The 20,398-nt window shown below is 49.7% G+C and carries 18 protein-coding genes; 16 read left to right on the top strand and 2 right to left on the bottom strand.

The window, feature by feature from the left end; translation table 11 throughout:
• The first annotated feature begins 2 nt into the window (after positions 1-2).
• The 13 genes from MKX74_RS23730 (at position 3) to MKX74_RS23670 (ending at position 12,844) form a co-directional block, all read left to right on the top strand.
• A complete protein-coding gene (locus MKX74_RS23730) occupies positions 3-1,163 on the top strand; it encodes an MFS transporter (protein ID WP_341180001.1) in 1,161 nt (386 codons plus the stop codon).
• Between the two features lie 63 nt (positions 1,164-1,226).
• Complete coding sequence (locus MKX74_RS23725) at positions 1,227-2,342, top strand: DNA alkylation repair protein (RefSeq protein ID WP_341180000.1); 1,116 nt, start codon at positions 1,227-1,229, stop codon at positions 2,340-2,342.
• A 201-nt stretch (positions 2,343-2,543) separates the two neighbouring features.
• Positions 2,544-3,518 (top strand): ABC transporter permease, encoded by a 975-nt coding sequence (locus tag MKX74_RS23720; protein ID WP_018887252.1) that lies wholly within the window; start codon positions 2,544-2,546, stop codon positions 3,516-3,518.
• Between the two features lie 12 nt (positions 3,519-3,530).
• Positions 3,531-4,433: a carbohydrate ABC transporter permease gene (locus tag MKX74_RS23715; protein ID WP_018887253.1), complete on the top strand. Its 903-nt coding sequence runs from the start codon at positions 3,531-3,533 to the stop codon at positions 4,431-4,433.
• 147 nt (positions 4,434-4,580) lie between these two features.
• On the top strand, positions 4,581-6,254 hold the full coding sequence (locus MKX74_RS23710; protein ID WP_341179999.1) for an ABC transporter substrate-binding protein: 1,674 nt from the start codon (positions 4,581-4,583) through the stop codon (positions 6,252-6,254).
• A 351-nt stretch (positions 6,255-6,605) separates the two neighbouring features.
• Entirely contained in the window at positions 6,606-6,842 is a 237-nt protein-coding gene (locus MKX74_RS23705) for a hypothetical protein (protein ID WP_018887255.1), read from the top strand.
• A 291-nt stretch (positions 6,843-7,133) separates the two neighbouring features.
• Complete coding sequence (cyoA, locus tag MKX74_RS23700; RefSeq protein WP_018887256.1) at positions 7,134-8,123, top strand: ubiquinol oxidase subunit II; 990 nt, start codon at positions 7,134-7,136, stop codon at positions 8,121-8,123.
• Between the two features lie 25 nt (positions 8,124-8,148).
• Positions 8,149-10,125 (top strand): cbb3-type cytochrome c oxidase subunit I, encoded by a 1,977-nt coding sequence (locus tag MKX74_RS23695; RefSeq protein WP_018887257.1) that lies wholly within the window; start codon positions 8,149-8,151, stop codon positions 10,123-10,125.
• Complete coding sequence (locus MKX74_RS23690) at positions 10,125-10,730, top strand: cytochrome c oxidase subunit 3 (protein ID WP_018887258.1); 606 nt, start codon at positions 10,125-10,127, stop codon at positions 10,728-10,730. Before MKX74_RS23695 ends, MKX74_RS23690 begins: the two co-directional genes overlap by 1 nt.
• A gap of 1 nt (position 10,731) precedes the next feature.
• The gene (gene cyoD, locus MKX74_RS23685; protein WP_028590279.1) at positions 10,732-11,058 is read left to right on the top strand and encodes a cytochrome o ubiquinol oxidase subunit IV; all 327 of its coding nucleotides are present in this window, start codon (positions 10,732-10,734) and stop codon (positions 11,056-11,058) included.
• Between the two features lie 205 nt (positions 11,059-11,263).
• A complete protein-coding gene (locus MKX74_RS23680; RefSeq protein ID WP_341179998.1) occupies positions 11,264-11,638 on the top strand; it encodes a DnaJ family domain-containing protein in 375 nt (124 codons plus the stop codon).
• 115 nt (positions 11,639-11,753) lie between these two features.
• Positions 11,754-12,431 (top strand): deoxyribose-phosphate aldolase, encoded by a 678-nt coding sequence (gene deoC, locus MKX74_RS23675; RefSeq protein ID WP_341179997.1) that lies wholly within the window; start codon positions 11,754-11,756, stop codon positions 12,429-12,431.
• A 41-nt stretch (positions 12,432-12,472) separates the two neighbouring features.
• Positions 12,473-12,844 carry an ArsR/SmtB family transcription factor gene (locus tag MKX74_RS23670; protein ID WP_025680746.1) on the top strand — a complete coding sequence of 124 codons (372 nt, stop codon included), beginning with the start codon at positions 12,473-12,475 and terminating at the stop codon, positions 12,842-12,844.
• Between the two features lie 108 nt (positions 12,845-12,952).
• On the opposite strand, the gene MKX74_RS23665 is transcribed toward MKX74_RS23670, so the two are convergent.
• Positions 12,953-13,267, bottom strand: coding sequence for a hypothetical protein (locus MKX74_RS23665; protein WP_018887265.1), 315 nt, complete (start codon positions 13,265-13,267; stop codon positions 12,953-12,955).
• A 336-nt stretch (positions 13,268-13,603) separates the two neighbouring features.
• Between MKX74_RS23665 and MKX74_RS23660 the strand changes: the two genes are divergently transcribed.
• From MKX74_RS23660 to MKX74_RS23650, 3 genes are all read left to right on the top strand, one after another.
• Positions 13,604-15,928 carry a heavy metal translocating P-type ATPase gene (locus MKX74_RS23660; RefSeq protein WP_341179996.1) on the top strand — a complete coding sequence of 775 codons (2,325 nt, stop codon included), beginning with the start codon at positions 13,604-13,606 and terminating at the stop codon, positions 15,926-15,928.
• 242 nt (positions 15,929-16,170) lie between these two features.
• Positions 16,171-17,061, top strand: coding sequence for a hypothetical protein (locus tag MKX74_RS23655; protein WP_341179995.1), 891 nt, complete (start codon positions 16,171-16,173; stop codon positions 17,059-17,061).
• A gap of 362 nt (positions 17,062-17,423) precedes the next feature.
• Positions 17,424-19,409 (top strand): heavy metal translocating P-type ATPase, encoded by a 1,986-nt coding sequence (locus MKX74_RS23650; RefSeq protein ID WP_026281332.1) that lies wholly within the window; start codon positions 17,424-17,426, stop codon positions 19,407-19,409.
• 169 nt (positions 19,410-19,578) lie between these two features.
• Here the strand turns inward: MKX74_RS23650 and MKX74_RS23645 are convergent, their stop codons facing one another.
• The gene (locus MKX74_RS23645) at positions 19,579-20,313 is read right to left on the bottom strand and encodes a ZIP family metal transporter (protein ID WP_018887269.1); all 735 of its coding nucleotides are present in this window, start codon (positions 20,311-20,313) and stop codon (positions 19,579-19,581) included.
• Positions 20,314-20,398: the final 85 nt, after the last annotated feature.

Here is a 20,398-nt window from a genome sequence, read left to right as displayed (position 1 = left end):
GTATGTGGAAAGTGTACGTGTTAGCGTTAGTTAGCTTTTTAGTGGGGACTTCCGAATACATTATTTCTGGTATTCTGGATCAGATTGCACAGACTCTGGGCGTATCGGTGGCTGCTGCGGGACAACTCATTACTGTGTTTTCGCTGACTTACGCGATAGGAACACCTGTTCTCATGGCAGTAACAGCTAAGCTAGATCGGCGTAAACTACTATTGTACTCGTTGGGCCTATTCATTATGGCTAATCTTCTTTCTTTTGTTTTACCCGGCTTTGGAATGTTCATAGTGTCCCGTATTGTGATGGCGTTAGGTGCAGGAATGGTCGTCGTGACTGCGCTAAGCATTGCTGCCAGTATCGCTGCCCCTGGCAAACAGGCCAGTTCCATCGCTACCGTGACTATGGGCTTTACCGCCTCGCTTATTGTCGGTATACCGATCGGTAGAGAGATATCACAATTGTTCGGATGGAAAGCAGTATTTCTGGGGATTGCCGTCAGTGGAATGGTAGCTCTGATCGTACTCGCTTTAACGATTCCCCGTATGAAAGGGGATGAGCCAGTGCCTCTTGGCAGGCAAATTGGATTACTCGTCAGACCTGACGTTGCTCTGGGACTTGGAATTACATTCTTTTGGCTGGGCGGCTACTCCTTAGCATATACTTATATCTCGCCTTATTTGCTGGAGGTGTCCCAACTCAACGAGTCGTTGCTAAGCATGGCCTTGCTTGTATTCGGGATTGCCAGTCTTGTCGGTTCCAAAGCGGGTGGTTTTTGGACGGATAGACGGGGAGTGACGTTTACACTAATCGGAGGGATGATGCTGCACATCATTTCGCTCCTCTTGCTTGCTATGGCTCATTCCATAATTAGCGTGTTTGCCTTTCTAATTCTGTGGTCGTTCGCAGCCTGGTCATCAGGGCCTACCCAGCAGTATAATCTCGCTTCACTTGCTCCTGAATCCTCTGGTGTGATGCTCAGTCTTAATCAATCCACGATGCAACTGTCAATGGCTGTTGGCGCTGGACTCGGTGGCATCATTATCGAGCAAATATCTCTGGCTTCGGTGATCTGGTTCGCTGCACTAGGTGTTGCGATCGCTGCCGTCGGAGTCTTGATGCTGAGTCGTGTAGGCTCAAGCAAATCCCTTGCAGGCTCATCCAAATAGCTCGTAGTAAATATGACATATAGCTGTCAAGTATAGTGCATTACAATGCATAGGGGTGATGAAATGGCTGAACCATTAAGAGATATGTACAATCCAGTAGTGCTGGAGCAATTAGCAGCGCACCTGAAGCAGGTATATGCTCCTTTCCAGACGGCAAGCTTCATGAAGCAAATATTCGATGATACGTGGGAGTCACTTGCACTTAAAGAGCGCATTCGCCATATAACTCGGGCATTGGGGGAGCATTTGCCTGCTGATTATAGTGAGGCAGTCCAACTCCTCATAAGTCTGGGGAATGATCGACAAAAGGGACTGTTCGTGCTGTTTCCTGATTTTGTAGAGGTGTACGGCCAGCAGGAGGAAGACTGGGAGCTGTCGATGCAGGCTTTGGAGCACTTTACTAAGGGCTCCTCGTCCGAATTTGCAGTACGGCCATTCCTGCTTCAGCATCCAGAGCGAATGATGGAGCAGACGCAGCGCTGGGCATGCAGTGATAACGAGCATGTCCGAAGACTGGCTAGCGAAGGCTGCCGTCCCAGATTACCTTGGGGACAAGTGCTACCCATGTTCCGTGAGGACCCGCTGCCTGTACTTCAGGTGCTGGAGCTATTGAAGGAAGATCCGTCTCTGTATGTGAGAAAAAGTGTGGCGAATAATCTGAACGATATTTCCAAGGATCATCCTCAGCTCGTACTAGAGCTGGCCAATCGGTGGCGCGGGCAGCATCCGGGCACCGACTGGATTGTTCGGCACGGCTGTAGAGGGCTGTTGCGCACAGAGCGCGCAGAAGCCTATGCCTTGTTCGAATATGCGGATCTAAGCCAGTCTCCGTCACGGCTTCAGCATGCACGGATTGATTCTGAGCCAGCCCGCGTAACTATGGGTGAATCCTCGGTGCTCAGCTGGCAGTTGACGATCACGGAGCCGATGACAGAGCGGGTTCGAATCGAATATGCCATTGATTTTGTGAAGGCCAATGGAAAGTCCTCCCGCAAGAAGTTCCTGTTGGTAGACCATATATTCTCACAAGCGGAGACCTTCCATCGGACGCGTACGCATCGCTGGGCTGATCTCACGACCCGCAAGCATTATCCGGGTATACACAGAATTACGCTGCTTGCAAACGGAGTAACCCTGGCAGAGACAGAAGTGGTAGTCATAGAGAGCAGCATCGAATGATAGCAGCATCATAAAATAAGGTAGGACATTATGTGCCAACTGTTGTATGCAGTTGGTCTTTTTTGCGTTGCTCATGCAGCAGGGAGCAATGCATCGTGGCAATCACTAATTTTGACCTGAAATTACCGCCAATCCCTTGGGTATGATGCCAAACTCTCCCAAAGTATGATTAAAGAAACAGCATACCTGGGAGGGATTTAAATGGAAACGCTACCAAAAAAGTCTTCTGGACGTTCGGATGCATCTCTCCTTCTGAATGCCCGCAAGACGGGGTTCTGGAAGACGGCACGCAAGCAGAAGTATCTTTACTTTATGTCCATTCCATTTGTGATCTGGGTGTTTGTATTCAGCTATTTACCGCTCTGGGGCTGGACGATGGCTTTTCAGAATTACAAGCCAGCCAGATCGTTTTTTCAGCAGGAATGGGTGGGCTTCAAGCACTTTGTAGAGCTGTTCCAGGATGAACGTTTTTACCTGGTACTACGCAATACCCTTGCGATGAGCTCTATGGGGATTATATTCGGCTTTACGATTCCGATTCTGTTTGCAGTGTTGCTGAATGAGCTACGCGGCATGATTTTCAAGCGTTTTGTGCAAACGGTTTCATATCTTCCCCACTTCGTATCCTGGGTTGTAGTTGCTGGGATTGTGACCAAGATGCTCTCCATTGACGGCGGGGTCGTGAATGATCTGCTTCTCGCCTTGCATATTGTGGATGAGCCTGTGACGTTCATGGCCAAGGGCAGCTGGTTCTGGTACATCGTGACGGGAGCAGATCTATGGAAGGAGACAGGCTGGAATACGATTATCTATCTGGCTGCTATCGCAGGTATTGATCAGGAGCAATATGAGGCGGCCCGTGTGGATGGGGCTAGTCGTATTCGGCAAATCTGGCATATTACCCTGCCAGGCATCCGTACGACGATAGCGGTGCTTTTCATTATGTCCATTGGACATCTGATCAGTATAGGCTTTGAGAAGCAGTTCCTTCTCGGCAACAGTCTGGTCACCGATTATTCCGAGGTCCTTGACCTGTATGCGTTGAATTACGGTCTGAACATGGGACGATTCTCTTACGGAACGGCGATTGGGATCTTCAACTCGCTCGTCAGCATTACGCTGCTGTTCGTTGCCAATGGTCTGTTCAAGAAATATACCAAAGAAAGCATTATGTAGGAGGTAAATGTGATGACGAACCGTGCTTTCAACGCCACTCGTTCCGAGAAGCTCTTTGATATTCTGAACACGGCATTCATGTGTCTGGTAGTCGTCGTAACGCTGTACCCCTTTCTGAACGTGCTCGCCATCTCGCTGAATGATTCTACAGACACCGTACGTGGAGGGATCTATATCTGGCCGCGTGAGTTCACACTCCAGAATTACTCCACGATCTTCCAGTATGAGGGCCTGCTGCAAGGTCTTTATATATCGGTGTTGAGAACGATATCCGGTACGCTGCTCGGGCTATTCAGCTCATCCATGCTGGCTTATACGCTAAGCCGGATTGACTTTCAAGGCAGAAGATTCATCTCCGTCTTCCTCGCTTTAACGATGTATTTCACAGGTGGTCTGATCCCGGTATATATTCTGATGCGTGATCTGGGGCTGATCGGCACCTTTTGGGTGTACATTTTCCCCGGAATGGTCAGTGCCTTTAACGTATTTGTCATTCGTTCCTTCATTGATGGCCTGCCCTATGCCCTGCAGGAATCAGCCAAGCTGGACGGAGCAAATGATTTCACCATATACTGGCGGATCATTCTGCCGCTCTGCAAGCCTGTGCTGGCTACGATCGCATTGTTCCTTGCTGTTGGTCAATGGAATGCGTGGTTCGATACGTACCTCTATAACGGAGGCAAGGCACATTTGACCACGCTGCAATACGAGCTGATGAAGGTGCTGCAGAGCACACAGCAAGGAGGAGCAGGGATGAACAATGTTAACGATATGGCGCGGCAAATGACGCAGATCTCGCCCGAATCCATCAAGATGTCCATTACCATCATCGTGACCGTACCAATCCTGCTCGTGTACCCGTTCCTTCAAAAGTATTTCGTCGGGGGTATGACACTCGGAGCTGTGAAGTCTTGAGGTACTAGTGAAGTTCTGATTGAGGTACGAATGAAGTATGCGGTACAAGTGAGATTCATAGGAATGAACCTAATTATGCGGCATGAATAGATACAACTAACATGACTAGAGATAAAGTCAACGATAGAGACTGGGAGGAGACTATATATGATCACCAAAACCTGGAAGTGGCTCGGAGCTGTATTCATAACCACAACTCTTCTTGCTGGCTGTGCAGGTGGATCTTCTGCACCGACTGGCGATACAGGCACTGAACCTATAACGCTCACATTCTTCGGAGCCGACTCAAGCCCCCAATGGAACAATATGAAGGATGAGGTCGGGCAAGAGATTATCAAAAGAACGGGGGTTACGCTCAATGCCGAGTTTGCGGTCAGCGGCGGAGGGAAGGACCGACTGTCTCTCATGGCTGCCAGTGGAGAGTACCCTGATCTGATCTCGGCGAAGACAGAGGTTAGCAAGCTTGTAGACGCAGGAGCGATGCTGGATCTGACTGATCTGATCGAGGAGCATGCCCCGAATCTGAAGAAGATGTTCGGCCCGCATATGAATCGCTTGAAGTACAGTCTGGAGGACCCATCTATCTATGTCATTCCTAGCTACAGTCAGGTAGACCAGACGACCTTCGATGCAACGGCTGGATTCGAAATACAGCACAAGGTTCTGAAGGAGCTAGGCTATCCCGAGGTCAAGACGGTGAAGGACTTCGAGAATGTCTTGCGTACCTATTATGAGAAGCACCCGACGACGAACGGTGGACCAACCATTCCACTGACCCTCGATGCGGATGACTGGAGAATTATGATCACTGTCACCAATGCGGCGTTCCTGACGACTGGTGCACCGGATGATGGAGAGTATTTCATTGACCCGAATACGTATGAGGCCAAGCTGCATTACAAACGCCCGGAGGCACGGGAATATTTTCGCTGGCTGAACCATATGTCCGCCGAAGGTCTACTGGATAAGGAGTCCTTTGTACAGAAGAGCGACCAATACAAGTCCAAGATCGCCAGCGGACGAGTGCTCGGTCTGATTGATGCGGAGTGGGGCTATCAGGATGCGGAGGATGCGCTGAAGGCGGCTGGTATGGAGGATTCCTCCTATGCTCATTTCCCTGTCACGTTAACGGAGGAGTACAAGGATCATTCTTTTCAGGATGCAGGATTTCTGTCCGGGTATGGTGTAGGCATTACGACCTCCTGCCCAGATCCTGTGCGTGCGATCAAATTCCTGGATTTCCTGGCATCGGATGAAGGTCAGGTGCTAACGAACTGGGGGATTGAAGGCAAGCATTATGTAGTCGAGGATGGCAAGCGTGTCATTCCTGAGAATGTGCTGGACGAGAAGGTGAACAATGCGATCAATTTCAAAAGAACCAGCGGCATTGAGCTTTATGCTCTCATGAGTGGTCGTTATGGCGATGGAGTGAAGGATGCTACTGGCAACTATTACACGACCCGATTCCCCGAGCAGATCGTAGAATCGTATTCCGAGCCTGAGAAAGAGACGCTGGCTGCTTATGGAGCTACAACGTGGAAGGATCTGTATCCTCGTAAGGAAGAGTTCCCGGTAAAGCCATGGGGCGCAGCCTATAACATGACTATGGAGAATGACTCCAGCTATGCAGTCGCCTTTGAGAAGACACAGGATATTATTCGCAAAAGAATCCCTGAAGCGATCCTGACTTCGCCAGACAACTTTGACGCGGTCTATGACACCATGCTGGGGGAAGTGGATGCAGCAGGAGCCATAGAGATGGAACAGGAGTATTCCAAGATGGTGCAGGACCGGGTGAAGCTGTGGAACGGCGAATCCTGATTCCCATAATGATGACCTGATTCCACAATGATGAGCTGATTAGCATATGATGTTCTAATTAACCTAATTATATTCTGATGTAGACAACGATAAATTCAGATGAACCTAATAGATGACAGGCAGGAGGATTGGGGACTGGAGCGTAGCTTCAGTCCTGCTTGTCATGTTTAGGAGGATGTACAGAAGGGTTAAATAACAATTATAAGCGAACTGCAAGCAAGACATGCATCAGCAGGCTACAAGCAAGTATGCATGATCAGACCCGCAAGTTGGGATACTTAGTGTAGGCTCATGGGATAGCTTCAAGGAATAACCTTTGGACGCTCTGCAGAGTGTAGAGGAGGGATCAAGTTGGAGACCAAGCAGAAGCAAATGAAGGGTACGGAATCATTCATGTCCATTCTGGCATGGGTGGCTGGTATTATCGGTATTATTCTAATCGTCGTAAATGTGGGCTTCTTCAGTGATCGTAACCTGGGGCTGATGATTGGTATCGGGTGCGTCGTTGGTGGCATATTCATTTACATGATCGGCAAGTCGCTCGGAACGGCTCGTATGAAGGAAGAGCAGGAAGAGGGAAAACGCTAAATCGGTATCACATGGAAATCTCCGGTCGTAATTCCGACTCAGCCGGAGATTTTTTTGGTTGGAAATGCATGCGCTTTCACTTTAAAAATCATAGTGACTTTCTTTCATAAGACAAGCTCGTTTGGCAAGAGGAAATTATTTTTTTGCGAACTATTTCACAAAAACAAGAATAAATATCGACAAATTTGTTAACAACGCAAAAATCGGAGTGATTTTCTGCTATCTTATATAAGGACAGAATATTAGGGTAGTTCGAAAAGTTTGAGCACTTTTTAAAGAGAGGGGAACATCATGAACAAAAAACCAAAAGCTATTATTGCATTGGTTTTGACCGTGCTCACGGTTGCGCTGATCATTTGGACGTGCTTCTTTGCCGGCGGCAGCTATTGGGTGTTTGATCCAAAGGGCCCCATTGGGCAAGCGCAGAAAGAGCTTATTATCATTACGACGGCTCTCGCAGCAGCGATCATTCTGCCAGTCATGATCATGACATTCGTGATTATATGGCGTTATCGCGAGAGACCTGACAGCAAGGCCAAATATAAGCCGCACTGGGATGACAGCTTCAAGCTGGAGACCGTGTGGTGGGGGATTCCGATCGTGATCATTCTGATCATCTCCATCATTACAGCTAGATACACGTATGCATTGGAGCCTTCCAAGCCGCTTGCTTCGACGGAGAAGCCAGTAGTCATCCAAGTGACTTCACTGGACTGGAAGTGGCTGTTCATGTATCCGGAGGAAGGGATCGCTACGGTGAACACCTTGACGATTCCTGAGGGTGTGCCTGTGCGCTTCGAGTTGACCTCGGATGCTCCGATGAACTCCTTCTGGATTCCACAGCTGGGTGGTCAGATTTATACGATGTCCGGGATGGCTATGGTACTGCATCTGCAGGCGGATGAGCCAGGGACGTATTATGGCTCGGGTGCGAACTTTAGTGGAGAGCACTTTGCACAGATGAAGTTCGATGTGAATGCCGTATCCCGAGAGGATTACAATCAATGGGTTGCGAAGGTGAAGCAGGATACGAATCCGTTGACAGAGGAAGGCTACGAGGCGCTTGCTAAGCCTGGCGTATCCAATGTGACGACGTACTCCGAGTTCCCTGAAGGCCTGTTCTTCCGAATCGTTACCAAGTATGTAGTTGAAGGCTCCCATAACCCTCATGCAGGCCACGGAGCTAACAGCATGGGCGATATGGATATGTCGCAATACCGCACTGCACCGGATGCCAATGCTGAGCATGGCGAGAGCAGTGAATCACATTCTGGACATTAATTGACGATGGGAAAGGAGGCCCCCAATGTTAGAGAACCTTAAAGAGTTCGCACAGTTCTTCTTCGTTACTGGCGATCCGCTGATCTACGGAGCGATGGTTACCATCGCACTGGCGTCGATCGGGATTGTAGGAGGACTGACGTACTTTAAAAAATGGGGCTGGCTCTGGAAAAACTGGTTAACGACTGTTGACCATAAAAAAGTGGGGATTATGTACATCCTCGCAAGTATTCTGATGCTGTTCCGTGGTGGTGTGGATGCGCTCATGATGCGTGCCCAGATCGCACTGCCAGGTATAGATTTCCTGCATCCTGAGCATTACAACCAAGTATTTACGACACATGGTACGATCATGATCCTGTTCATGGCGATGCCACTCATGTTCGGTCTCTTCAATATCGCCGTGCCATTGCAGATCGGCGCGCGCGACGTTGCATACCCATTCCTGAACGCACTGAGCTTCTGGTTGTTCTTCATGGGTGCAATGCTGTTCAACCTGTCCTTCGTCATCGGCGGTTCGCCAGATGCAGGCTGGCTGAGCTATCCGCCACTATCGGAGCTTTCGCATAGTCCTGGTGTCGGACAGAACTTCTACATCTGGGGGATACAGATCTCAGGTATCGGTTCCCTGGCAACAGGTATTAACTTTATCGTAACGATCATCAAGATGCGTGCTCCAGGCATGACCTGGATGAAAATGCCGATGTTCACATGGTCGGTATTCGCGTCCTGTATCATCATCATTTTTGCATTCCCGATTCTGACGGTAACTCTGGCGATGCTGTTCATCGACCGCTTCGCTGGCGGACACTTCTTCACGCTCGATATGGGCGGGAACCCGATGATGTATATCAACTTGATCTGGATGTGGGGACACCCTGAGGTGTATATCGTAGTTCTGCCTGCATTCGGTATCTATTCTGATGTCATCGCGGCCTTCTCCAAGAAGCGTCTGTTCGGTTACAAATCCATGGTATTCGCGATGCTGATCATCAGCGTATTGTCCTTCTTCACATGGGCTCACCACTTCTTCACGATGGGCTCGGGGGCGGACGTCAATGCCTTCTTCGCGATAAGTACAATGGCGATAGCAATCCCGACAGGGGTTAAAGTATTCAACTGGCTGTTCACGATGTACCGTGGTAAGCTGACCTTCCCGACGCCGATGATGTGGGCGATTGCGTTCATTCCGAACTTCCTCATCGCGGGTCTGACAGGGGTTATGCTGGCCGTTGCACCGGCAGACTTCCAGTTCCATAACAGCTACTTCCTGATTGCTCACTTCCACTCTGCTCTGATCGGTGGTGTGGTGTTCGGTTACTTTGCAGGTCTTTACTACTGGTGGCCGAAGATGTTCGGCTTCTGCTTGCCGGAGACGCTGGGTAAATGGGCATTCTGGTTCTGGAACATCGGCTTCTATGTCTGCTTCCTGCCGCAATACTCACTCGGTCTGATGGGTATGACGCGCCGGATCAGCACATATGGCTGGGATACAGGGTGGGCGCCGCTCAACTTCGTATCGACAATCGGTGCCTTCCTGATGGGGATTGCCTTCCTGTTCCAGGTTGCGCAGATTGCTGTAGGTATTCTGAATTATCGCAAGCTGAAGGATACAACTGGAGATCCATGGGATGCTCGTACGCTTGAGTGGTCCATTCCTTCTCCGGCTCCTGAATATAACTTCGCCACTCTGCCACAGGTAACTGACCGTGATGACTGGTGGGAAGAGAAAGAACGTCGTAAGCAAGGCATCTTCAAGAAAGAACAACCGATCGAACCGATTCACATGCCGAAGAACTCTGCAATTCCATTCATCATGTCGGTGTTCTGGTTCATTGCTGGCTTTGGCTTCGTATTCGGCTGGTGGTTCTTCTACATTCCGGGCCTGATCGGCGTAGCAGCTTGTATGATTGCACGTTCGTTCTACTCCTACGACAACGATTATTATATCCCTGTCGATGAGGTAAAACGTACGGAAGCGGCTATAAGGGGGTCAGTGTAATGGCACAAGCAGCAGCTCATAACCATCATGGCCATGATCATGGGCATCATGATCCTCAAGAGATGAAGATGCTTGGCTTCTGGATATTCCTGGTGACGGACGTTATCCTGTTCAGTACGATCTTTGCTACCTTTATTGTGTTGCAGAATAATACGGCTGGTGGTCCGGGACCTGAGCTATTCAATATGACAGGTATCATTATCTCGACCTTCGTGCTCTTGACGAGTAGCTTCACAAGCGGGCTTGCTGTTCTGGAAATGAACAAAGGCAAGCTCAAGCCAATGCTGTTCTGGCTGGCAGTTACATTGCTGCTGGGTCTGACGTTCCTAGGGCTTGAAATTCATGAGTTCCGTGAACTGGTACATGAAGGAGCAGCGATCTCAACGAGTGCCTACTGGACGGCGTTCTATACGCTGGTAGGAACGCATGGTCTTCACGTTACCGTGGGGGCATTCTGGCTCTTCGGTCTGATGCTTCAACTGAAGAAGCGCGGCATCACAGCGGATACCAAAGGCAAGGTCAACACGCTCAGCCTTTACTGGCACTTTTTGGATGCCGTCTGGATCTTCGTATTATCCGTTGTTTATCTGATGGGGGTGATGTAAGATGGCGCAGCATCATTCAGATTCCCATGAGCATGAGAGTCATGGTTCAGTGAAGTCGTATGTAGTTGGCTTCATCCTCTCGATTGTGCTGACGATTATTCCACTCGTTATCGTCATGAACGATATGGTGGATCGTCTTGGTACCTTGATCGTGATCTTCGTAACTGCCGTGCTGCAGTTCATTGTACAGCTGTACTTCTTCATGCATATCCGTGATGGCCAAGGACCTCGTTGGAATGTGATGACTCTGATACTTGGAGTGACCATTCTGCTGACGATCGTAGGCGGCTCTATCTGGATCATGGGGAACAACACAGTTGCTCACTGATTCATATTCGGGGATGATTTCCCTTGCATAACAGCTTCAATCGGGTGCTCCGTGACTGTACTGGTCCGGGGCACTTTTTTTGTGATTGATTGCGGTAGTTGTGGCTCATCTCTTCAGGTAAGGGACAAAAAACTGTCCTCCAGGCTTCAGTTCGGTGTATCATAGTTAGTATGTGAGAGGCTGAGAAAAGGAGCTGATATGTGCTATGGGGATGTTCTCCAGATTAGCGGAGCAGAAGATTGCCGAGGCTATGGCAAAGGGAGAATTTGATCATTTACCAGGAGCAGGCAAGCCTCTTGTCATGGAGGATTTATCCCATGTCCCGGAGGACCTGCGCATGTCGTATAAGCTCTTGAAAAATGCCGGCATCCTTCCGGAGGAGCTGCAGCTTCGTCAGGAATGCATCAAGCTGCACGACTTACTGCATGCTTGCCATGAAGCAGGGGAGAAGGAGCGGATTAGCCGCAGGTTGACGGAAAAATCCTTGCGATTGCGGATGCTTTTGGAGGAGAGAGGGCTTGGCAATTCGCCTGTATTCTATGAATATGAATCAGCTGTGCGTAAGCGCCTAGAGGAATAGAGACGCCGGACTGAGCAAACTGAATGCAGTGGCTAAGACAGAAGTCAGTTTGGCAAAATCGTCGGCAATTGGTATGATAACGAAGTGAAGATATTACTTATATGGAGGAATACTCATGACCCAGCAATCCCTAACCAGCATTATTGATCATACGTTATTAAAGGCGGATGCCCGCCGTGAGGATATTGTAAAGCTGGCTGAGGAAGCCAAGCAGTTCAAGTTCGCCTCGGTCTGTGTGAACCCGGCATGGGTGGCTACAGCCTATGAGGTGCTGAAGGACACACCCGAAGTGAAGGTATGCACCGTGATTGGTTTCCCTCTGGGCGCTTCTACACCGGAGACGAAGGCATTTGAGACAGGTGATGCTATTGCCAAAGGTGCAACTGAAGTGGACATGGTTATTAACATCGGAGCTCTCAAGAACGGAGAGGATGATCTGGTGCGCCGTGATATCGCTGCTGTCGTAGAGGCTGCGCGTGGTAAGGCATTGACCAAGGTCATTATTGAGACCTGCTTGCTTACGGACGATGAGAAGGTACGAGCATGTAAGCTGGCTGTGGAAGCAGGAGCTGATTATGTGAAGACCTCCACAGGCTTCTCTACAGGTGGAGCAACCAAGGAAGATATCGCCTTGATGCGTAAGACGGTAGGCCCGGACATCGGTGTGAAGGCATCAGGTGGTGTACGTAGTGCTGAAGACGCCCGTATCATGGTTGAAGCCGGTGCTACACGTATCGGAACTAGTGGTGGGGTTGCAATCGCGAAGGGCGAGGAGTCCCAGTCGGCATATTAATGAATGAGCTCGAATTGCAGCTCAAGAAACGGGGTGAGACGATGAATTCCGAGACAGAGGCCATGGAATGTGAGCAGACGTGTCATGGATCGGGTGAACAGGAGCTTGATCATATCAAGTCTTCCATCATTGAAGATGACACAGCTTACAAAATGTCAGAGCTATTCAAGGCACTCGGTGACCCAACCCGCATTAAGCTCATCTATGCCCTGGCACAAAATGAATTGTGCGTGCATGATCTGACAGTCATTCTGGATATGGGTCAATCCGCCGTTTCCCATCAGTTGCGCTATTTACGAAACGTTCGTATTGTGAAGCGCAGAAAAGTAGGCAAGACGGTCTACTATTCTTTGGACGACAATCATGTCGAGCAGATCTTCTTGCAGACCCATGAGCACATAACGCATAAATGATTCGCAACAAAAAACAGGCAGGAGCTGAACATGTTCAGTATCCTGCCAGTTTTTTTGTGCGCTCCAGCTCTGTAAAGCGTGGGGTGAAGGAGGAACGGAGAGTGTTAATTAGCGCTTTCGGCTCCAGTACGAGAAGCCAATCCGGCCAAGGACGATCAGTAGAATCAGGACGCATCCAAGGATCAGGCCGGTATAAGGTAATTCGTCTTCAAAGACAATGTACCCCTTGGTCGGAGCCGGAGTCATTTCTACTTGATTACCGTTTTCATTGTCATGTGAATTTGTTGTACTCGTATTGTCGATGCTAGCTACAGGTACAGCATCAGCTCCGCTAGACCCGGCAGCGGCTATGTGGGCGCTAGGTAACAAAAGGAACACGCTTAACAGCACCATACGCAGCATCATAAAAAGCTTATTGTTCATGGGGACCCCTTTCGTAGCTTGATTAAAATTTAAAATAATCGCTATACTTCAAATTGTAGTGGATAAGCACCGTCTGGAATAGCCCTTCTTGAAGAATTCAGTAATTGTTCATATGTTAGCATTTTGCACCATTCGATATCAATTACTTGAAGCTATAAGTCGTGGGTTGCTCTTAGGAATGATTCATCATGCTCAAGTGTTTGGTATTCCCGAAAAAATTCCGTTTGATCAGGCAAATGTGGTTGACTTACCAAAGTAGGGGTGAATATAATAACTGTATAAACCAAAACATGAACAATTGCTCATATGTTATTTGTTAAGGGATGAGGTGCTAACATGAGTACGGCTCAAGGAAGCGTCAAGCGGGAATGGATATTGGAAGGACTGGATTGTGCGAACTGTGCCCGTAAGATTGAGGATGGAGTACAGAAGGTCGAAGGTGTGACTTCATGCTCCGTGAATTTTGTAACCAAGAAGTTAACGCTGGAAATGAAAGAAGAATTGGCTGAAGCAGTTGCGGAGGGAGCGCGTAAAAAGGTTAAGAGCCTGGAGCCCCATATTCAGATGATGGATGCCGGGGCTGTCGCACGCCGATCGAAAGCTGGTAGCAACAGAACTGCGCATAGTTCTGGCCAGGCTGGTCACGACCATGCGGGCCAAGCGCATTCACACAAGCATGGTGGACACTCACATGCAGATCATGATCACAATGATCACAGCCATGACCACGGCGAGGATGCTCATGCCGGACATAGTCACGATCATGGCGAAGGTGCGACACGAAAGATGCTGTATCGTCTAGGAGCAGCGCTGGTGTTGGGGATTGGTGGATTTTTATTGAACGATCAGTTTTGGCCATCATTTTCTCTTTATGCACTAGCTTATCTCATTATTGGCGGTGACATTGTCTATCAGGCTGTAAGGAACCTCTTTAGAGGCAATCTTTTCGATGAGTATTTCCTGATGTCCGTAGCCACACTGGCCGCGTTCGCTATTGGTGAATATCCTGAAGGCGTGGCAGTTATGCTATTTTACCAGGTAGGCGAAATGTTCCAGGGAATTGCGGTGAATCGTTCTCGCAAATCGATTACCTCGCTTCTTGATATCCGTCCAGACTCCGCTAATTTGTTAGTGAATGGAGAGGTACGCCGTGTCCCGCCAGAAGAGGTAGAGGTAGGTGATCACATTCAGATCAAGCCTGGGGAGAAGGTTCCGCTTGATGGTAAGGTCATTTCGGGCCGGTCTATGATTGATACTTCAGCGCTCACAGGTGAATCGGTGCCACGGAGTGTCGATGTAGGAGAACAAGTGCTGAGCGGTACGGTTAACAAGAGCGGTGTGCTCACGGTGGAGGTTACTAAGGAATTCGGGGAATCCACAGTATCGAAAATCTTGGAGCTGGTGCAGAACGCGAGCAGCAAGAAAGCGCCGACCGAGAAATTCATCACTAAATTTTCAAGATACTATACGCCTGTAGTTGTCGTGATTGCGCTCCTGATGGCGGTCATTCCTCCGCTTGTGCTTGTTGATGCGACTTTTACGGAGTGGATCTATCGCGCGACAATCTTCCTGGTGATTTCCTGCCCTTGTGCGCTGGTCGTATCCATTCCACTTGGCTTCTTCGGCGGGATCGGTGCGGCCTCCAGAATTGGCGTATTAATTAAGGGAGGAAACTTCCTGGAGGCCCTTAACGATGTCAGCTACGCGGTATTTGATAAGACGGGAACATTGACCAAGGGAACTTTCAAAGTCACTGCCATCTATCCGGCAGAGGGCTTAAGCGAGAATGAGCTGCTGGAGACAGCTGCACTGGCAGAATTGCATTCCACGCATCCTATAGCAGAATCTGTACGCTCTGCTTATGGACATCCGTTAGAAGCTGGGCGTATCACACAATATGACGAAATATCTGGTCACGGAATTCAAGCGGTCATTGATGGTCATCAGGTACTGGCAGGCAATGTTAAGCTAATGAAGCTTGAGAGCATCAACTTCACACAGGCAGAGAGTAGTGGTACGGTTGTACACCTCGCTATTGATGGCACCTATGCAGGATATCTGAACATCGCTGATGAGGTGAAGGAGGACTCTGCGCGGGCGTTGGCTGAATTGAAGAAGCTGGGGATCAAGAAGACAGTCATGCTAACCGGCGATGCGCAAGCAGTGGGGCAGGCGGTTGGTGAGCAGCTAGGCCTCGATGAGGTATATGCAGAGCTGCTTCCACAGAATAAGGTGGAGCAAATTGAGCGCTTGGCTGCGAGCAAGGCCACTAAGGAGAAAATTCTGTTCGTAGGTGACGGGATCAATGATACCCCGGTGCTGGCAAGAGCTGATGTAGGGGTGGCAATGGGAGGACTAGGCTCGGACGCAGCTATTGAAGCAGCGGATATTGTCATTATGAATGATGAGCCGTCTCGACTGGCAGATGCGATAAAAATTGCCAAGCGCACGCGCACGATTGTATGGCAAAATATTATTTTTGCCTTGCTGGTCAAGACAGCGTTTCTTACTCTCGGGGCTTTCGGTATTGCAACGATGTGGGAAGCAGTCATATCTGATGTAGGGGTTACTTTGTTGGCCGTACTAAATGTGATGAGGGTGCTAAAAGTTGAAACAGAGGATACGGGAGCATCTGATCAACCAACCACCGCAACAGGGTAAACGGTTCTCTAATATCGTCAAGATCAATTAGCAGGTAGTGAAGAGTCAGTTCATGTTGACGAGTCGAAGGCATTGCAGTTCTTGGGAGCTGCGGTGCCTTCTTTTATTGATCCATCCATTAATCGGCATAAGGGAAGATGGAAGCTAATATGGTAATTCTAGGGCTGCTGATAACGCTTTATTGGAACCATCATGCAGCGTGAATTAGTGTATTCAATATGAGTTGGAAAGGATGAGCATGCATGAGCGCAAGACGAGGGGAATTAAGGCTTGAGGAGCATGCTGGCCAAGACAGGGTAGCTAGAGTCAGGGAGTCTGGCACGCTGAGTAAGCGATCAGGCATCCGTATGGATCTGTCCAGGTATATGATGGATTTCTCTCATCCGTCATGGCCTGAGGTGCCCGCCAGCGTAGATGGGGTGTTCCTCAGGGGAGATGCCCAGTTCATGGCAACGAGCCTACTTGAGCTTGTTGAAATGTACAAAGGATCGCCTCCCGATACCCGGCTTGTGTGGGGAAGAAGAATGAGGGCTATACTCGAAGCCCAATATGATTCATGCATGTCTGTGCTGAGCGGGCAGGCGTTGTCTGTAGCTCTGGTACATTCGGTACCTGAGGCAGGTCTGTTGCGCGAGCTCCAGGATATTCAAGCCGAAGCTTTGCTACGAGCAGCCTGGACCTCCATTCGCCAAGGAAAGGAGCTTGAACTGGAGATTGCGATCCCAGATCCCGACAGTATAAGTACCTTCCGTCAGATGGACGAATGGCTGGAGCAGGTGAGCAGGCAGACACTACTTGGCTACCGTGGCTCAGTACGGTATCGGGTTGGAGCCATCTACAGTGGGATCGACTATACACGGATTCATGTGGATATGGCGAGAATCGCAGATTTTGTCATTCTGGATGGGCTCCCCAAGACGACTGCAGACACATGTAGCAGCTATAACCATCTCGCATCAGCCGGAGAGTGGGCGGGGCTGGCTCATGCACTGAGCGGTATCAAGCCGCATATTAAGGTATGGGCGACGGCCAAAGGGCAGCAGCCTTGTGCCATAGAGCGCTATCTTGAAGACGTGACGCTGGGTGAAACTTACGGCTTCATCTGCGAGCCGGGTGTATTTACTCAAGCCTGACCAGCTTACAACGTCATTATAATGAGACATTAGCAGGGCATGCCCATGGGCGCTGAAAAAAATATGATCCCGTCTAGGCACACATCTCGCGGAGATGTGTGCCTTTTTTGCTGTGTGTAGCATACGATATTGCACCTCAGCGATTTGCCCTTTACAGCTATACAATAGGAGCGTATAATGACTGCATAAGTTGCATTTGGTAAAAATAATTGTATAAGGTAAACAATGATTATCATTCTCATTGTCTGACATGCTGCACCGGTTCATATCGGTGCAGCATGTGTCATTTTCAGGGGACTAACAATGGCTCTCATTCTCATTAAGGACAGAATTATGATTGGACAGAAAGGATCGTGATGGTCATGCAAGCTATTAACAAAGGAATCGTACGTCCACAGAAAGAGGACACCAAGAAAGCCCAACTGGGCCGTCCGGGATCAGGACCACAGCCAGGCTCTCGAATGCAAGCTCTGATTCGCAACAAGGAGATGCAGGCAGCATTGGGTAGTGGGGCACTTATGCTGATTGCATGGGGAGTAACGGGCTACTCCTACTGGTTGTCTGTAGCGCTCTATATCGTATCTTATACTCTCGGTGGGTGGTCCAAGGCTCGGGAAGGTCTGGAGACACTGCTACAGGAACGGGATCTGGATGTGAATCTGCTCATGATTGCTGCCTCACTTGGAGCTGCTGCCATCGGCTACTGGAACGAAGGGGCAATGCTTATCTTTATCTTTGCCCTGAGCGGAGCCCTGGAGAGCCTGACGAATGAGCGTAGCAGCCGGGATATATCGCAGTTGGTGGCGCTTCAGCCTGAGACTGCTGTCCGAATGACAGACGAAGGGATGGAGCTGGTCTCGATTGAACAACTGATCCCTGGTGATCTCATCCTTGTTCGTCCAGGAGAGCTGATTCCAGCAGATGGCATCATCGACCGCGGTCGCTCCGCTGTGAATCAGTCATCCATTACGGGAGAATCTGTACCCATTGACAAGACGATTGGAGCCGAAGTATATGCGGGGACCGTGAATGGAGAGGGTGTACTGTATGTGGAGGTTAGTCGCTCATCAGAGGGATCGGTATTCGCCAAGATCGTCAAGCTGGTAGAGGAAGCCAAGACAGAGGTTCCGCAATCCCAGCGCTTCATTAAGCGGTTCGAGGGGATATATGCCAAGGCTGTAGTGGCGATTACGGTGCTGATCCTTGCTCTGGCACCGCTGCTGTTCGGCTGGAGCTGGCAAGAGACTTTTTACAAGGCGATGGTATTTCTCGTGGTGGCATCCCCCTGTGCGCTGGTATCTTCGATTATGCCTGCCACGCTGTCAGCTATCTCCAACCGGGCAAGACGTGGGATTCTGTTCAAAAGCGGTAGCCACATGGAAAATATGGCTCTGACCTCCGTGGTGGCCTTTGATAAGACGGGAACATTGACTAAGGGGGCTCCACAGGTTACAGACTGGTTCACGGCAGATGGCTTCGATCGCCAGGACACCATGACCGCTGTAGCAGCGATCGAAAGTCTGTCCAAGCATCCGCTGGCCAAGGCAGTCGTAGCTAAGGCTGAAGAGGAAGGGCTGGAGCTGCCTGAGGCCGAGCAAGTGAGGTCTATTACCGGCTGGGGGATGGAAGGTCGAGTAGAGGGAATCGAATGGAAGATTGGTCGCTCTGACGTGCTGACGCAGCTGCCGAACCTGGCTCCGCACTGGCAGGAGCTTCGAACGAAGCTGGAGCAGGAGGGCAAGACGGTATCTGTTATTTTGCGGGAGGATGCCCTTGTTGGTCTGATTGGAGCACGGGATGAACTGCGCCCACAGGCCCGAGAAGCAATACAACGTCTACGTGCCATTGGGGTAAAGGTAGCGATGCTATCGGGGGATCATCCCGACACCGCAGCTGTCATTGCACGAGAGGCAGGAGTGGATTGGGTATATGGCGGACTGACGCCGGAGCAAAAGGTGGAGCATGTGCGGCAGCTGCGAGAGCAGCATGGTCATGTCGTGATGGTGGGGGATGGTGTCAATGATGCCCCGGCTTTAGCCGCTGCTACAGTGGGATTGGGGATGGGCATGAATGGCAGTGGTGCTGCGCTGGAGGTGGCTGATGTGGTTTTGATGAATGATGGCATTGAGGAGATTGCCTCCACGATTATCGTAGCTCGCCGCGCTGCACGTATCGTGAAGCAGAACATGATCTTTGCGATTCTGGTCATTCTAATCCTCATCACGGCGAACTTCCTGGAGAATATTGCGCTCCCGCTGGGCGTAATCGGACACGAGGGCAGTACACTGCTTGTGATCTTGAATGGTCTAAGACTGCTGCGACCTGTCTCACAGGGAACGAATCAATGAAGCAGGTGACAACACATGTTACGCCAAAAACGCTACTGACGGTTCGATGTCAGTAGCGTTTTTTTGCAGCTAGTATCCGCAGTCAGTATCCGGGAGAAGCGTGATGTAGTTAGAAGACAGCTGACGGTTGGTAGGAGATTTTCAATAGCATTGGTATATCTCCGATTAGCTATAGCAGTACCGTTAGACCGATCATCGTTAGCAATCCCAGGATGAATGAGATGGTCGCAACGCGCTGGTTGCCGTCCCCATGACTCTCCGGGATCAGCTCCTTGTAGACGATGAACATCATTGCACCGGCTGCAAAGGCGAGTCCGTAAGGCACCAGCCCGGCAACGAAGGAACTAAGATAATAGCCAATGAGACTCGTAATGATCTCGACGGCACCCGTCAATGTGGCGATACCAAGTGCCTTGAATCGTCCGATATTCTGATGCACCAGAAAGAGGGCAACGAGGAAGCCCTCAGGAGCATTCTGTAATCCGATTGACAGTGCGATCAGATTCCCGAGACTCTCATTCTCGCTCGCATAGCTCACACCTACAGATAGCCCTTCAGGCAGGTTATGCAAGGTGATTGCAGCGATGATCATGAAGGCCTTAGACTCCAGTTGGAAGATCTGCGGCTGGGTCGGGTCCTCCAAATCCACGTGAGGGATATACATTTCCAGTACAAGCAGTACAACAGCTCCCAGTAGCACACCTAACGACAGCACCAAAAAATTAGATTGATTCAAGGACTCCGGAATCAGATTGAATACAGAAGCTGAGGTCATAATGCCAGCCGCATAGGCCAGCAGGATATCACGCAGGCGATGCGTGACCCGCTTCATGAACAGAATAGGTATAGCTCCGAGTCCGGTAGACATCGCTGAAATGAAGCTACCGATAAATACATCATTCATTTGACGGACAAGACCTCCCCAAGTACTTATATAAATAATTTCGAGATTCCATAATTAATTGTTCAATATTTAATTACTTCATACT

The sequence above is a fragment of the Paenibacillus sp. FSL K6-1230 genome, from assembly GCF_038002385.1.
Classification (GTDB): domain Bacteria; phylum Bacillota; class Bacilli; order Paenibacillales; family Paenibacillaceae; genus Paenibacillus; species Paenibacillus massiliensis.
Note: the sequence above shows the minus strand (reverse complement) of the source record. Positions and strands in the feature narration are given on the sequence as shown.